A 12,538-nucleotide genomic window follows, 5' to 3' on the forward strand; every position below is an offset into this window, starting at 1 on the left:
TGAGCCTCACGCGGAGGCGCTGACGAAGGGGCAGGAGGTGCACACCGTGAGGGACGCCAACACCCTGCGCCGTGCCTTCGCCCGGCTGCTCCGGCCCGCCGGACTCCTCGTCCTCTTCCTCACCGAGGTCCTCCTCGCCGAGGGCGGCAGCCTCTCCGCCGCCGTCGCGCTCGCCGCCACCGCGGCCGCCGGCTCCGCGCTCCTCGCCTGCTCCGTCATCAGCGCCCGCTGCGCGCCCCCGGTGCCCCGCACCCGGGTCCGTACGGCCATCAGGGACCGGGAGCAGCGCACCGCGTTCCTCCCGCAACGCGACCCCGACGCCCGGGGCCGCACCAGGCCCCGAGCGCCCGGGCGCGCCCTCCTGACGGCCGCCGCGTAGCGAACCCCGCACCTCCTTCTCCCGCACGCCTTCCCGTACGTACCTCCCGGGCCTCTCACGCCTCCCGCGTACGTACGTCCCGTGCGGGCGGTGCGTCCCGCGCCGGTCGTCATGCCGAGTGATCACCCCGTACCTCCTCGCAGGTACCTCCCGGCACGACGAGACCCCCGGAGGGCTCACCCATGTCCGCCTTCATGTCCGCTTTCGCCGGCCTGGTCGGCTCCCTCGCCGACCTGCTCCAGCCGTTCTTCCAGACCGCGTCCACCGCCGCCGCGATCGTCCTGTTCACCGCGCTCGTCCGGCTGGCCGTCCACCCTCTGTCGCGGGCCGCCGCACGCGGCCAGAAGGCCCGCGGCCGGCTCCAGCCGCAGATCGCCGAACTCCGCAGGAAGCACGGCAAGAACCCGGAGCGGATGCAGAAGGCGATCATGGAGCTGCACGCCGCCGAGAAGGTGTCGCCGCTCTCCGGCTGCCTGCCGAGCCTGCTCCAGATGCCCGCGTTCTTCCTGCTCTACCACCTGTTCTCCAGCAGCTCCATCGGCGGCGAGCCCAACGCGCTGCTCAGCCACGACCTGCTCGGCGCACCGCTCGGCGGGCGCTGGCACGACGCGCTCGCGGACGGCGGGATGTTCGGTGCGCAGGGATGGGTCTACCTGGGGCTCTTCGCGATCGTCACCGCCGTCGCCACGTTCAACTACGGACGCACCAAGCGGCAGCTGGCCGCCAACCCGATGACGCCCGCCGCGGGCCCGGACGGACAGGCCGTGCCCGGCATGGGCGCGATGGCGAAGGTGATGCCGCTGATGTCGTTCTTCACGCTGATCACCGTGGCCGTCGTGCCGCTGGCCGCCGCCCTGTACGTCGTCACCACGACCACCTGGACCGCCGTCGAGCGGGCCTGGCTGTACCGCGACCTGCCGGTCGCCGGCAGCGCCATGGCCACGGCGGCGTAATCGGCCCGTCCACCACGCCGGTCCAGTGTGTGAACGAGGTCTTGCGGAGTGATCGCATCTCTTGGACGATCGACCAAGTCCTCCGTCGGCCGCAACCCGCCGGAGGGCCACCACCTCGACCAAGAGGAGTTGGACCGTTGAAGCTGCTTCGAGTGGGTACGGCGGGCGCGGAGCGCCCCGCACTTCTCGACCGCGACGGGACTCTGCGTGATCTGTCGGGGATCGTCCCCGACATCGACGGCGAGCTGCTCGCCGACGCTTCCGCGCTCGCCCGGGTACGGGCGGCCGCCGACGCGCCCGGCGTGCTGCCCGCCCTGGACGCGACGGGGCTGCGGATCGGCCCGCCGCTGGGGCGCATCGGCAAGATCGTGTGCATCGGGCTGAACTACCACGACCACGCCGCCGAGACGGGTGCGGAGATTCCGGCGGAGCCGATCCTGTTCTTCAAGGCCCCCGACACCGTCGTCGGGCCCGACGACACGGTCCTGGTGCCGCGTGGCAGCCGCAAGACCGACTGGGAGGTCGAGCTGGCCGTCGTCGTCGGGCGCACCGCCCGCTACCTGGAGACGGCGGAGGAGGGTCTCGCGCACGTCGCCGGGTACGCGACGGCGCACGACGTGTCCGAGCGCGAGTTCCAGATCGAGCGCGGCGGCACCTGGGACAAGGGCAAGAACTGCGAGACGTTCAACCCGCTGGGCCCCTGGCTGGTCACCGCCGACGAGGTGCCCGACCCGCAGGCCCTGCCGCTGCGGCTCTGGGTCAACGGCGAGCTGAAGCAGAACGGCACCACGGCCGAGCAGATCTTCCCGGTCGGCGAGGTCGTCCGCTACCTCAGCCATTTCATGACGCTCTACCCGGGCGACGTGATCAACACCGGTACGCCCGCCGGGGTCGCGATGGGGCAGCCCGAGCCGAAGCCGTACCTGAGGGCGGGCGATGTGGTGGAGTTGGAGGTGGAGGGGCTCGGCCGGCAGCGGCAGGAGCTGAAGGGGGCGTAAGCCGGAGCGGGCCGGGAGCGCTGTGACCGCGCCCCCGGCCCCGTCCGCACGCTCCTCAGTCGCCCGGCGCCGCCGTGAACCGCTCCAGCGCCTCGACCACCATCGCGTGGTCCTCGGCCTGCGGCAGCCCGGACACCGTGACCGAGCCGATCACGCCCGCGCCCTCCACCGCGATCGGGAACGAACCGCCGTGCGCCGCGTACGTGTCCGGGTCCAGGCGCGAGGACTCCTCGAACGTCGTGCCCTTCGCCCGGAACCGGGTGCCCACCAGATACGAGCTCTCGCCGTACCGCTCGACGACCTTGCGCTTGCGGTCGATCCACGCGTCGTTGTCCGCACTCGAACCCGGCAGCGCCGCGTGGAAGAGCTGCTGCGCGCCGCGCCGGATGTCGATCGCGACCGGTGCCTGCCGCTCCCGGGCCAGCGCGACCAGCAGGCTGCCCAGCGCGAACGCGTCGTCGTAGGAGAAGTGCGGGAGGGTGAGCCGGCGCTCCTGGGCGATCAGCTCGGAGAGAGTGGGGGATGCGGTGCTCATGCGCGCTGCTCCTTCGCCCGCTGGTCCTCGTCGTGATGGGGGAGGAGGGTGACGGAGACGCCTTCGCGGGCCGAACGGCGGGCGGCCTCCAGGACGTCCAGCGCGGCGGCGGCCTGGAGCGCGGTGACCGGGTTCCGGCCGGTGCCGCGCACCGCCGCGGCGACGGCGGCGTAGTACGCGGGGTAGTCGCCGGGCAGCGTACGGACCGGGTCGCCGCCGCCGGTCAGCGGGGACTCCCCGGAGCCGAGGCAGCCCCACAGCTCCTGAGCCTCCTCGCCCCACGGCTCACCGGCCACCGGGCGCAGGCCCTCGCGCAGGGCCGCCTCCTGCGGGTCCAGGCCGTACTTCACATAGCCCGCCTTCGAGCCCAGCACCCGGAAGCGCGGGCCGAGCTGGGCCGTGGTGGCACTGACGTACAGATGCGAGCGGACCCCGCCGACGTGGGTGATCGCGATGAACGTGTCGTCGTCCGCCGCCGCGCCGGGACGCCGTACGTCGGACTCGGCGTACACCTGGACGGCCGGGCCGAACAGCACCAGCGCCTGGTCGACGACATGGCTGCCCAGGTCGTACAGCAGGCCGCCGATCTCCTCCGGGTCGCCCGACTCGCGCCAGCCGCCCTTCGGCTGCGGCCGCCAGCGTTCGAACCGGGACTCGAAGCGCTGCACCTCGCCCAGCTCGCCCTCGGCGATCAGCCCGGCCAGGGTGCGGAAGTCGTTGTCCCAGCGGCGGTTCTGGAAGACCGAGAGCAGCAGCCCGCGCTCCTCGGCGAGGGCCGCCAGCTCGCGCGCCTCGGCGGCCGTCCCGGCGACCGGCTTGTCCACGACCACCGGAAGCCCGGCCTTCAGCGCGGCCGTCGCCAGCGGGACGTGCGTCCTGTTCGGGGTGGCGATCACGACGAGGTCCAGCTCGTCGGCGCGCTCCCACAGCTCGTCCGGCGAGGCGGCGAGGCGGACGTCGGGGAACGCGGCGAGGGCCTCGGCCCGGCGCTCCTCGTTCGACGTGACGACCGTGTCGAGGACCAGCCCGCCGGTCGCGGAGACCAGCGGGGCGTGGAAGACGGAGCCGGCCAGGCCGTAGCCGACGAGGGCGACGCGGAGCGGGGCGTCGGAGGCGTTGGGGGCGTTGGAGGTCATGCGATCCACTTAAGCAACGCTGTTGCCAAAGTGCAAGCGACCGGCACAATGGGGCGGTGAAGAGGAGCGAACCGTGAACGGGAGCCGTACGAAGACGCAGGCCGGGGTGGGTCTGCCGGCGCTGCGCCACCACAACGCCGCGCTGGTGCTGGATCTGCTGCGGGCCGCCGGGACGGAGGGCATCAGCAGGCTGGAGCTGGCCGAGGGCACCGGCCTCACCCCGCAGGCCGTCAGCAAGATCACCGCCCGGCTGCGGGAGGACGGACTCGCCGCCGGCGCGGGTCTGCGCCCCTCCACCGGCGGCAAGCCGCGCACCGTGCTGCGGCTGGTCCCCGACGCGCAGTTCGCCGTCGGCCTGCACCTGGACCGCGACGGGCTCACCGCCGTCCTGGTCGACCTCGCCGGCCGGCCGGTCGCGGTCACCCGCGCACCGTTCGACCTCGGCGCTCCGGCGGACCGGGTCCTCGCGGAGGCGGCGGACGCGGTACGGGACCTGTGCGCGGCCGAACCGCACAAACCGGTGCTCGGCGTCGGCGTCGCCGTGCCCGGCCCGCTGGACCACCGGGACGGCGTCCTGCGCCGGGTCACCGGATTCCCGCAGTGGGACGGATACCCGCTGCGCGCCGCCCTGGCCGAACGGACCGGGCTGCCGGTGGTGCTGGACAAGGACACCAACGCCGCCGCCCTCGCCCTGGCCCTGACGCTCGACGAGCCGCGCGGCGACTTCGCCTACCTCCACCTCGGTACGGGGCTCGGCGCGGGCCTGGTCCTCGGCGGCGAGGTGCACCGGGGCGCGCGGACCGGGGCGGGCGAATTCGGCCACCAGACCCTCCAGTTGGACGGCCCGCTCTGCGGCTGTGGCGGGCGCGGCTGCATCGAGGCGCTGTGCCTGGCAGCCGAGGCGCGCGGCGACCGGGGGGAGGCCGCCCGGGTCCTGGGCGCGGGCGCGGCGAACCTGGTCGGCCTGCTCGGCGTCGACCGCGTGGTCCTGGGCGGCAGGACGGTGGCCGCCGACGAGGACGCGTACGTACGGGGCGTCCGGGCCGTGATCGAGGAGAGGGCCGCGCGGGGCGGGGCGGGCGCGGGCGTGAGAGTCACGGTCGCCCGGGGCGGCGACCGGCCGGTCGCGGAGGGCGCGGCGCAACTGGTGCTCGCGCCGGTCTTCGGGCGGGTCGGGGAGCCGGGTGCGGGAGTCGGGCGGGCGAGCAAGGCGGCGGGCGAGACGGGGCGAGCAGGGTAGGGGCGAGGCGGGGAGGCGCGAGCAGGGTAGGGGCGGGGCGAGCAAGGTAAAGGTAGAGGTGCGGGACGGGGAGCAGTCGGGTGATCCTATGAATCAAGTCGGCATGTCGACTCTCTAGAGTCCGCGCGCGCGTGGTGGTGTCGGAGGCCACCTCCGAGGCCCCCGCCCCGGTCGTCCGCGAGCAGTGAAGGGTGACCTCCATGCCTCCCACCTCCTGCGCACGGCTGCGTGACGCCCGTGCGCTCGCCGCCCTCGGGCTGGCCGCCGGGATCACGGTGCCCGCCGCGCTCCTGGGCGGCCCGCAGGCCGCCGCCCTGCCGGCCGCGTCCCTACCCGCCTCCTTAGCCGCCGACCGGCAGCCCGTCTGTGGCGATCCGGACGCCAAGGACTTCCCCATCGAGACCCGGATCCAGGACGCCCCGGACAGATACGCCTCCGGCGGCGGCTACGGCACCTGGTTCCTCGACCTCACCAACACCACCGACACGTCCTGCCGGGCGCTGCACCCCGTCCTCGTCCTCGCCGACCGCGACCGCAGGCTGACGTCGGACCAGATCCAGCTGGAGTTCTCCGAGCCCGGCCGCCCCGACGTCGAACACCGGGTCACCTGGGAGAGCACCGACCGCGACGAGCAGATCGGCGTCTTCGGCGGCGGGCGGGACGGCAGGCGCGAGAAGGCGGGGGGTGGGGAAGAAGGCGAGGCGGGGACGTCGAGCGGCACCGGCACCGGCACCGGCACCGGCGCTGGTAGCGACAGCACCGGTACCGACAGCTCCGCCGACGAGTTCCTCGGGTTCACCGTTCCCGCCGGCGAAACCGTCTCCGTACGCGTGCGGATGGCCTTCACCTCCGACACCGCTCCCGGTCCGGTCACCGCCCACGCCGCCGTCGTCCAGCGCCGCCACCAGGACAAGGCCAAGGGCGGTGGGCGCGAGGACGGCGAATGGGTGGGGGAGTCGGAGAACTACCCCTTCGTGATCGTCGACGGCGCCACGGGCGGCATCCGCGAACCGGAACAGCCCCGGCCCGAGCGGCCCCGGTCCGAGCAGCCCCGGCCCGAGCGGCCCCGGTCCGAGCAGCCCCGGCCTGAGCGGCCCCGGGCGGAGCGCCCGCAGCCGGACAGTCATCGGTCGGAACGTCCCGATCCGGAACGCGCCGACCCGGGCGATGGCACCCGCACCGATCCGGGCGACGGCACCGGAACGGCCCCGGGCGACGGCACCGACCCCGGCACGGGCCGGGACCCGTCCCCGGAACGCGACCCCGGCTCCCGGCCGCCGACCCGCCCTGGAACCGGGGAGGAGGGAAGGGGCGCCGACGAGGACCGCCCCGGACGCCCGCCCCGCGACCGCCCGGGCCACCCGCTCCCCGAACTCGCCCGCACCGGAACGGAGTCACTGGCCTGGACCGGGGCCGCCGCCGGGGCGCTGCTGATCGGCGGGGTGGCTCTGGTGCGGCATGCCCGCCGCTTCCGCCGCACCACCGACTGACCGGTCGCGGCGGAGACCGTAGCGCCGTCCGTTCACCCGCGTCTGCAACCATCGGGCCGTGGACTACCCGAACGACCAGGCACCTGGCGCACCGATCCGCTCCGGCATCCCGGAGCACGGCCGTATCCCGAAGTACTACGCGGTCAAGGCCCGAATCGCGGTGCTGCTGGACGAGTTGGGCGAGGGCGGGCTCCTGCCCACCGAGCGGGAGCTGGCCCAGCGGCACGAGGTCGCGCGCGAGACCGTCCGCCAGGCCCTGCGCGAACTCCTCCTGGAGGGGCGGCTGCGTCGACAGGGGCGCGGCACGGTCGTCGCCGGGCCCAAGCTGGAGCAGCCGCTCTCCCTGGCCAGCTACACCGAGGGCGTCCGCCGCCAGGGCCGTCGGCCCGGCCGCCACCTCATCGGCCTGGACCGCTTCCCCTGCCCCGAGGCGCTCGCCGCCGAGATCGCGGTCGAGCGGGGCGAGCCGGTCTGGCACCTGGAGCGGGTGCTGCTCGCCGACGACGAGCGCGTCGGCCTGGAGAGCACGTACGTCGGCGTCGCCCGGGTCCCGGATCTGGACACGGCCTTCGACCCGGACTCCTCCTTCTACGCCTACCTCCGCGACCGCCTCGGAATCGCCTTCGGCGACGCCGACGAGCGGATCGAGACGGTGCTCGCGACCCCCCGCGAGGCCCTGCTCATCGGGGCCCCGCCCGCCCTGCCGATGCTCCTGATCCACCGGCTGTCCCGGGACGCCGGCGGCCGCCCGCTGGAGCGCGTACGGACCCTGTTCCGGGGTGATCGCTTCTCCTTCTCCGCCCATCTGCGAGGCGAGGACCGGAGCTGAGAGCAGATGGGGAGGGGGCTGAGGGCCGAGGGGGAGCTGGGAGCTGCGGAGCGGAACTGAGAGGGCTCGTTCCCTGCTTCCCCGCACCGCTTCCCCGCACCGCCCTGAAGGTCACGTAAACATAACGGGTCTGGTCCAAACTTGCGAGGTCGTTCACCGTCCCGTCGGTGAACGGACGCGTGCGGGACACCCGCCCCGAGGAGCGTGTCCGGCGTGAGAGTCATCGTCGTAGGAGCCGGCGTGGTGGGAACCATGCACGCCTGGCACGCAGTCAGCCGCGGCCACGAGGTCGTACAGATCGAGCGCGAGAGCGAGGCGCGCGGGGCATCCCTCCGCAATTTCGGACAGATATGGGTCAGCGGCCGGGCCGGTGGCGAGGAGTTGGAGGCCGCCCTCCGCGCCCGTGAGCTGTGGGAGGCGGTCGGGGAACGGGTGCCCGGACTCGGCTTCCGGGCCTGCGGTTCGCTCACCCCGCTGCGCACCGCACGCGAGGTCGCCGTCGCCGAGGCGGCCGTCGCCCGGCCCGACGCGGCGGCGCGCGGCTACAAGCTTCTCACCGCCGACGAGGCCCGGGCACTCAACCCCGCCCTGCGTGGCGCGTTCACCGCCGCGCTGTGGTGCGAGCGGGACGCCGCGGTCGAACCCCGCACCGCCCAACTCGCCCTGAAGGAACATCTGCTGGCATCCGGCCGGTACAGCTACCTCGGCGGCCGCGAAGTGCGTGAGGTCGTCGGGACCGCCTCGGTGCGCGACGACCACGGCGACGTCCACACCGGTGACGCCGTGGTCCTCGCGACCGGTGCCTGGCTCGGCGGGCTGATCCGCGAACTCGCCGGGCCCGAGCTGCCCGTCCGTCGCGTCCGCCTCCAGATGATGCAGACCGACCCGCTCGGCGAGCCGCTCACCACCTCCGTCGCCGACGCCGACAGCTTCCGCTACTACCCCGCCTACCGGGGCGAGGCGCTCGACGCGCTCAACGCCGGGCAGGCCCAGGATCCGATCGCCGCCGAGCACCGCATGCAACTGCTCATGGTCCAGCGCCGCGACGGCGGGCTGACCATCGGCGACACCCACGAGTACGAGCACCCCTTCGCCTTCGACACCGTCGAGGAGCCGTACGAGCACCTCACCAGGGTCGTCGAGGCCTTCCTCGGCCGCCCGCTGCCGCGTGTCCGCCACCGCTGGGCCGGCGTCTACGCCCAGTGCACCGACACCTCACGCGTCGTCCACCGGCAGCAGGTGCGCGACGGGGTCTGGCTCGTCACCGGACCCGGCGGGCGCGGTATGACGTGCTCGCCCGCCATCGCCGAAACGACCGCCGACCAACTGGGCTGGTGAACCACATGACTTCCCCGACCGACATCACGCGCGACCCCTACCGCCTCGTCGTCCTCGACATGGCCGGGACCACCGTCGCCGACGGCGGCCTCGTCGAGCAGGCCTTCTCCGCGGCCGCCCAACGCCTCGGCGTGCGGCCCGGATCCGACGAGCACGCCCGGCAACTCGCCTACGTACGCGCCACCATGGGTGAATCCAAGATCACCGTCTTCCGGCACCTCTTCGCCGGCGAAGACGGCGAGGAAAGGGCCCAGCAGGCCAACATCGCCTTCGAGGAGGCGTACGGGGAACTCGTCGACGGCGGCCGCATCGCCCCGCTCCCCGGCGCCCGCGAGGCCATCGAACGGCTCGCGTCCGAGGGCCGCACCGTCGTCCTGACCACCGGCTTCGCCCGCACCACCCAGGACGCCATCCTCGCCGCCCTCGGCTGGCAGGACCTCGTCCCGCTCACCCTCTGCCCCGCCGACGCGGGCGGCCGGGGCCGGCCCTTCCCGGACATGGTGCTGGCCGCGTTCCTGCGCACCGCGGCCGTGGACGACGTCCGGCGGACCGTGGTGGCCGGCGACACCTCCTACGACATGCTCAGCGGCATACGCTCCGGCGCCGGGATCGTCGCCGGGGTCCTCACCGGCGCCCACGACACGGACCAGCTCACCCGGCACGGCGCGACCCACGTCCTCGGGTCCGTCGCGGAGCTGCCCGACCTCATCGCGCGGGCCGAGGCGTGAGCGCCCCGGCCCCCGCCGCCGGTGGGCGCGGCGCCGGTCGGACCGCCCCCGCCGCACCCAGCGGCATCCGCTTCGAGGGCGTCACCGTCGCCTACGGCGGCAACGTCGTCCTCGACCGGCTCGACCTCACCGTCGAACCCGGCGAGGTGATGGCCCTCCTCGGGCCGTCCGGCTCGGGCAAGACCACCGCCCTGCGCGCCGTCGCCGGGTTCGTCCGGCCCGCCTCCGGGCGGGTGTTCCTCGGCGGCCGGGACGTCACCGCCCTGCCTCCGCACCGGCGCGGCATCGGCATGGTCGTCCAGAGTTACGCCCTCTTCCCGCACCTCAAGGTCAAGGACAACGTGGCCTTCGGGCTGAAGGCCCACCGCACCCCGAAGGCGGAGATCCCCGGCCGGGTCACCGAGGCCCTCGAACTCGTCGGCATGGCCGCGTACGCGGATCGCCACCCGCGCGAACTCTCCGGCGGCCAGCAGCAGCGCGTCGCCATCGCCCGCGCGCTCGCCATCCGCCCCGGCGTCCTGCTCCTCGACGAACCGCTCTCCGCCCTCGACGCCCGGCTCCGCTCCGGAATGCTCGCCGAACTGGCGCGTCTGCACCGCGAGTTGCCCGACGTGTCCATCCTGTACGTCACCCACGACCAGGTCGAGGCACTCACCCTCGCCGACCGGATCGCCGTCATGGACCGGGCCCGTCTCCAGGACTGCGGCACTCCCCAGGAGCTCTACCGCCGCCCCCGTACGGAGTTCACCGCCTCGTTCGTCGGCAACGCCAACCTCCTCCCGGTCACGGTCACCGCGGACGGAGCCGTCGAGTTCGGCGGCCACGCGCTCACCGTCCCCACCGACACCGCCGCCCCCGGGGCCGGCGCGACCCTCTGCGTCCGGCCGCACCTGGTCGGCCTCGGCGACGGGCCCAACGCGCTCACCGGAAGCGTCACCGAGGTCCAGTGGCGCGGCTCCACCCACCGCGTCCACGCCGACGTCGACGGCCACCGCCTCATGGCCGACCTCCGCGAACTGCGCGAGCCCCCGGCCCTCGGTGACCCGGTCACCCTGCACTTCGCCCCCGAGGACGCGGTGCTGCTCCCGGCGGGAACAGAGGGTGCGGCGGGAACAGAGGGTGCGGCGGGAACAGCCGGGGCGAGCGAACCGGCGGGAGTCGCCGCATGACCACAGCCACGCCCGCACCCGCCTCCGCCCCCGGCATCCCCGCCACAGCGACCTCCGCCACCGGGAAGTCCCCCGGCACGGCCCCCGGCCCCGCCCCCGCGCGGACCCGCTCCGTCCCCGCCTGGGTCTGGGCGCTGCCGCCCGTCGCCGTCCTCGCGCTCGCGTTCCTCTACCCGCTGGCCCTCGTCGTCCAGCAGTCCGTCACCCCCGACGAGGGCGGCGTCTCGCTCGACCCGTACGCCGACGTCTTCGCCTCCGAGGCCTTCCGTGACGCGCTCACCACCACCGTGTGGCTCGCCGTCGGCTCGACCGTGGGATGCCTCGTCCTCGGGTTCGTCCTCGCGCTGGTCATCGCGTTCGTCCCGTTCCCCGGCGGGAAGGCGGTCGCCCGGTTCGTCGACGTGTTCCTCTCCTTCCCGTCCTTCCTCATCACGCTCGCCCTGCTGTTCATCTACGGCTCCGTCGGGATGGCCAACGGGCTCTGGACCGACGTCACCGGGGCGGCCGAGGGGCCCTTCCACTTCCTGACCACCCCCTGGGGCGTCCTGCTCGCCGAGATCACCTACTTCACGCCGTTCGTGATGCGCCCGCTGCTCGCCGCGTTCTCCCAGCTCGACACCGGACAGCTGGAGGTCGCCTCCTCGCTCGGCGCCGGGCCCGTCCGGATCATCCGGCAGGTCATCCTGCCCGAGGCGCTCCCGGCCCTCGCGGCGGGCGGCAGCCTCGTCCTGGTGATGTGCCTCAACGAGTTCGGGATCGTCCTGTTCACCGGGGCGAAGGACGTGACGACCCTGCCGATGCTCGTCTACAGCAAGGCGATCCTGGAGTCGGACTACCCGGCCGCCTGCGTCGTCGCCGTCGTCAACATCGCGATCTCCGTGGGCCTCTACAGCCTCTACCGGGTGGTGAGCCGTCGTGCTGGTGCATAGCCGGGCCGGGAAGTGGGCCACCTGGGCCGTCTTCCTCCTCCTCTTCGTCCCTCTGTTCGCGGTGCCGCTGCTCGTCATCCTCGCCGCGTCCCTCGCCACCAACTGGTCCGGCGCCTTCCCCTCCGGACCCACCGTCGAGCGCTACTCCGCCGCGACGAGCGGCGACTCCCTCCAGGCGCTGACCACCAGCCTGGTCACGGCCGTGGCCGCGAGCGTGCTGGCGCTCGTCCTCGGCGGCTGGGCCGCCCTCGCCGCCGCCTCTCTCCGCAAACGCGGGAAGCGGCTTCTGGACGCCCTGTTCATCCTGCCGGTCGCCGTGCCCCCGGTGGTCGTCGGCCTCGCGGTGCTGGTGGCCTACAGTCAGCCGCCCGTGCTGCTCAACGGGACGCGCTGGATCGTGATCCTCGCCCACACCGTCCTGGTCACCGCGTTCGCCTACCAGTCGGTCGCCGCCGCGATCCGGCGCCTGGACCCGATGTACGAACAGGCCGCCGCCGGCCTCGGGGCGAGCCCCGCCCGGGTCCTGTGGCGGATCCGGCTGCCGCTCCTGCTGCCCTCGCTCACCTCGGCCGCCGGGCTCTGCTTCGCCCTGTCCATGGGGGAGTTGAGCGCCACGATGATGCTCTACCCGCCGGACTGGACCCCGCTGCCGGTGCAGATCTTCGCCGCCACCGACCGGGGCTCGCTCTTCACCGGCGCCGCCCTCGCCGTGGTCCTGATGGCGACGACGCTCCTCGTCCTGGCCGCCGTCTCCCGCATCCGGACCCGCGCCTCCTACCGCTGATCCCCGCCCCGTACTTCCCCTGGAGAAACC

13 protein-coding genes are annotated in these 12,538 nt (G+C 74.0%); 11 read left to right on the forward strand and 2 right to left on the reverse strand.

The features are described 5' to 3' along the window. Positions 1 to 46 precede the first annotated feature (46 nt). The 3 genes from ACIRJT_RS14420 to ACIRJT_RS14430 all read left to right on the forward strand — a co-directional run bounded on the left by ACIRJT_RS14420 (position 47) and on the right by ACIRJT_RS14430 (position 2,330). Complete coding sequence (locus tag ACIRJT_RS14420; protein ID WP_403908947.1) at positions 47 to 379, forward strand: DUF6412 domain-containing protein; 333 nt, start codon at positions 47 to 49, stop codon at positions 377 to 379. A gap of 182 nt (positions 380 to 561) precedes the next feature. After that, positions 562 to 1,332, forward strand: a complete 771-nt coding sequence (locus tag ACIRJT_RS14425; RefSeq protein WP_403908515.1) for a YidC/Oxa1 family membrane protein insertase — start codon at positions 562 to 564, stop codon at positions 1,330 to 1,332. Positions 1,333 to 1,469: 137 nt separating this feature from the next. Beyond that, positions 1,470 to 2,330 carry a fumarylacetoacetate hydrolase family protein gene (locus tag ACIRJT_RS14430; protein WP_403908517.1) on the forward strand — a complete coding sequence of 287 codons (861 nt, stop codon included), beginning with the start codon at positions 1,470 to 1,472 and terminating at the stop codon, positions 2,328 to 2,330. A 55-nt stretch (positions 2,331 to 2,385) separates the two neighbouring features. Here the strand turns inward: ACIRJT_RS14430 and ACIRJT_RS14435 are convergent, their stop codons facing one another. Both ACIRJT_RS14435 and ACIRJT_RS14440 read right to left on the reverse strand, forming a co-directional pair. Further along, a complete protein-coding gene (locus ACIRJT_RS14435) occupies positions 2,386 to 2,865 on the reverse strand; it encodes a heme-degrading domain-containing protein (protein ID WP_403908519.1) in 480 nt (159 codons plus the stop codon). After that, a complete protein-coding gene (locus ACIRJT_RS14440; protein ID WP_403908521.1) occupies positions 2,862 to 4,001 on the reverse strand; it encodes a Gfo/Idh/MocA family oxidoreductase in 1,140 nt (379 codons plus the stop codon). Before ACIRJT_RS14440 ends, ACIRJT_RS14435 begins: the two co-directional genes overlap by 4 nt. A 73-nt stretch (positions 4,002 to 4,074) precedes the next feature. Here ACIRJT_RS14440 and ACIRJT_RS14445 point away from each other — a divergent pair, with 73 nt between their 5' ends. The 8 genes from ACIRJT_RS14445 to ACIRJT_RS14480 all read left to right on the forward strand — a co-directional run bounded on the left by ACIRJT_RS14445 (position 4,075) and on the right by ACIRJT_RS14480 (position 12,508). Beyond that, complete coding sequence (locus ACIRJT_RS14445) at positions 4,075 to 5,241, forward strand: ROK family protein (RefSeq protein ID WP_403908523.1); 1,167 nt, start codon at positions 4,075 to 4,077, stop codon at positions 5,239 to 5,241. Positions 5,242 to 5,441: 200 nt separating this feature from the next. Continuing rightward, complete coding sequence (locus ACIRJT_RS14450; protein ID WP_403908525.1) at positions 5,442 to 6,731, forward strand: peptidase; 1,290 nt, start codon at positions 5,442 to 5,444, stop codon at positions 6,729 to 6,731. A gap of 58 nt (positions 6,732 to 6,789) precedes the next feature. Beyond that, positions 6,790 to 7,560: a GntR family transcriptional regulator gene (locus tag ACIRJT_RS14455; RefSeq protein ID WP_403908527.1), complete on the forward strand. Its 771-nt coding sequence runs from the start codon at positions 6,790 to 6,792 to the stop codon at positions 7,558 to 7,560. 213 nt (positions 7,561 to 7,773) lie between these two features. Then, a complete protein-coding gene (locus tag ACIRJT_RS14460) occupies positions 7,774 to 8,898 on the forward strand; it encodes a TIGR03364 family FAD-dependent oxidoreductase (RefSeq protein ID WP_403908529.1) in 1,125 nt (374 codons plus the stop codon). A gap of 5 nt (positions 8,899 to 8,903) precedes the next feature. After that, entirely contained in the window at positions 8,904 to 9,626 is a 723-nt protein-coding gene (locus ACIRJT_RS14465) for a phosphonatase-like hydrolase (RefSeq protein WP_403908531.1), read from the forward strand. Continuing rightward, entirely contained in the window at positions 9,623 to 10,795 is a 1,173-nt protein-coding gene (locus ACIRJT_RS14470; protein ID WP_403908533.1) for an ABC transporter ATP-binding protein, read from the forward strand. The genes ACIRJT_RS14465 and ACIRJT_RS14470 overlap by 4 nt, the downstream gene beginning before the upstream one ends. After that, positions 10,792 to 11,724 (forward strand): 2-aminoethylphosphonate ABC transporter permease subunit, encoded by a 933-nt coding sequence (locus ACIRJT_RS14475; protein ID WP_403908535.1) that lies wholly within the window; start codon positions 10,792 to 10,794, stop codon positions 11,722 to 11,724. Before ACIRJT_RS14470 ends, ACIRJT_RS14475 begins: the two co-directional genes overlap by 4 nt. Beyond that, a complete protein-coding gene (locus tag ACIRJT_RS14480; RefSeq protein ID WP_403908537.1) occupies positions 11,711 to 12,508 on the forward strand; it encodes an ABC transporter permease in 798 nt (265 codons plus the stop codon). Before ACIRJT_RS14475 ends, ACIRJT_RS14480 begins: the two co-directional genes overlap by 14 nt. Positions 12,509 to 12,538 lie beyond the last annotated feature (30 nt).

This window comes from Streptomyces sp. NPDC102283 (assembly GCF_044766265.1).
Taxonomy (GTDB): domain Bacteria; phylum Actinomycetota; class Actinomycetes; order Streptomycetales; family Streptomycetaceae; genus Streptomyces.

Bases quoted from the DNA above. Each gene is read 5' to 3' on its own strand.
- ACIRJT_RS14425 (WP_403908515.1), top strand. From the start codon at position 562: ATGTCCGCCTTCATGTCCGCTTTCGCCGGCCTGGTCGGCTCCCTCGCC.
- ACIRJT_RS14465 (WP_403908531.1), top strand. From the start codon at position 8,904: ATGACTTCCCCGACCGACATCACGCGCGACCCCTACCGCCTCGTCGTC.
- ACIRJT_RS14450 (WP_403908525.1), top strand. From the start codon at position 5,442: ATGCCTCCCACCTCCTGCGCACGGCTGCGTGACGCCCGTGCGCTCGCC.
- ACIRJT_RS14440 (WP_403908521.1), bottom strand. From the start codon at position 4,001: ATGACCTCCAACGCCCCCAACGCCTCCGACGCCCCGCTCCGCGTCGCC.
- ACIRJT_RS14475 (WP_403908535.1), top strand. From the start codon at position 10,792: ATGACCACAGCCACGCCCGCACCCGCCTCCGCCCCCGGCATCCCCGCC.
- ACIRJT_RS14435 (WP_403908519.1), bottom strand. From the start codon at position 2,865: ATGAGCACCGCATCCCCCACTCTCTCCGAGCTGATCGCCCAGGAGCGC.